The 1,699-nt window shown below is 68.0% G+C and carries 2 protein-coding genes; one reads left to right on the top strand and one right to left on the bottom strand.

The features are described 5' to 3' along the window. On the bottom strand, nucleotides 1-1,079 hold a 1,079-nt coding region (locus G7A99_RS16900), incomplete at its 3' end, for a dihydroxy-acid dehydratase (protein WP_205599891.1). Between the two features lie 251 nt (nucleotides 1,080-1,330). Between G7A99_RS16900 and G7A99_RS16905 the strand changes: the two genes are divergently transcribed. After that, a partial coding sequence (locus tag G7A99_RS16905) for a hypothetical protein (RefSeq protein WP_205599892.1) occupies nucleotides 1,331-1,699 on the top strand: 369 nt, incomplete at its 3' end.

Raw genomic sequence — 1,699 nt, forward strand, 5'->3', positions numbered from 1 at the left:
TCCGCCGCATTCAGCTGCTCACCCATGGTGCGCCCGGAGATGGTGAACGCATCTTCGTGCAGCAGGTCCCGGATCTTGCCCATCACCGCTGGCAACCCGCCGGCGTAGCAGAAATCCTCCATCAGGTACTCGCCCGAGGGCATGAGGTTGACCAGGCAGGGGACGTCGCGCCCGAAGCGGTCCCAGTCGGTGAGATCGAGGTCCACGCCGATACGCCCGGCGATCGCGAGGAGGTGGATCACCGCGTTGGTCGAGCCGCCGATGGCACCGTTCACGCGGATGGCGTTCTCGAACGCCTCGCGGGTGAGCACCCTGGACAGACGCAGGTCCTCCTCGACCATCGAGACGATGCGCCGGCCGGTGAGTCGCGCCAGGCGGTTGCGCCGGGCATCCACCGCCGGGTAGGCGGCATTGCCCGCGAGGGTGACGCCCAGGGCCTCCGACATGGAGGCCATGGTCGAGGCGGTGCCCATGGTCATGCAGTGGCCGGGCGAGCGTGACATGCCGCTCTCCGCGGCCATGAAGTCCTCTTCGGACATGCGCCCGCTGCGCACCTCCTCGGAGAACTTCCACACGTCCGTGCCCGAGCCCAGGGTGCGCCCCCGGAAACGGCCGTTGAGCATCGGCCCGCCGGAGACCACCGCGGCCGGGATATCGCAGCTCGCCGCCCCCATGAGCAGCGACGGGGTGGTCTTGTCGCACCCGCCCATGAGGATGACACCGTCCAGCGGGTTGCCGCGAATGGCCTCCTCCACGTCCATGGAGGCGAGGTTGCGGAACAGCATGGCGGTGGGGCGGAGCATGGTCTCGCCGCAGGAGAACACCGGGAACTCGAAGGGCGTTCCCCCCGCCTCGATCACACCCCGCTTGATGTGCTCGACGAGCTCGCGGAAATGCGCGTTGCAGGGCGTGAGCTCGGAGAAGGTGTTGCAGATACCGATCACCGGGCGGCCGTCGAAGGCGTCGTCCGGCAGGCCGTTGTTCTTGGCCCAGCTGCGGTGGAGGAAGGCGTCCTTGTCCGTGCCCCCGAACCAGGCCTGACTCCGGCGCTTCCCGGCGTTCTTATCATCGTCGCTCATGCTCGTCGCTCTCCCGGTCGTGGCCCGACGGCGGCGCCGTCACGGCCATGGATGGTTCATGGGAGCGACGCTAGCAAGGCGATATATAGTTTTCTAATATTGGATTCGTCATTTATGTATACACATATATGCATGGATTCAGGGCACCATGCCCCCTGCCCCGCCGGCGGCACGTCGTCGCGACGTGCACCGCGCCCGCCGACGCCGCCATAATGGGTCGCTCCCGGGGAGTCACCGCGCGGCAGAGGCATATGGAAATGGCATCGATGCGCTGGAGCACACGACGTCGCGTCCTGCTGGTCGCGCTGGTGCCCACCATCACGGTGGCGGCGGTGCTGCTCTCGCTGCTCGGCGATACCGAGCTCTCGCGTCTGCGCTCGGCACTGAACCGCGAGCTCGCCGTGAGCGCGCATCAGTGGCGCGTGCCCGCCGCGGAGGCGCTGCACTCCGGCCATCTCCGCACCCTGCAGGGCATCGTCGATTCACTGGTGGACAACCCCACCGTCGCCGAGGCGCGGATCGAGCGCGGCGACGGCTCCACGGTGGTCTCGGCCCGCAGCCACGCCCCGCGTGTCACCTCCATGCTCGGCGGGGCGCTCATGGCGGCGACGGCATTCGAA

Source organism: Arhodomonas sp. KWT (genome assembly GCF_010993615.1).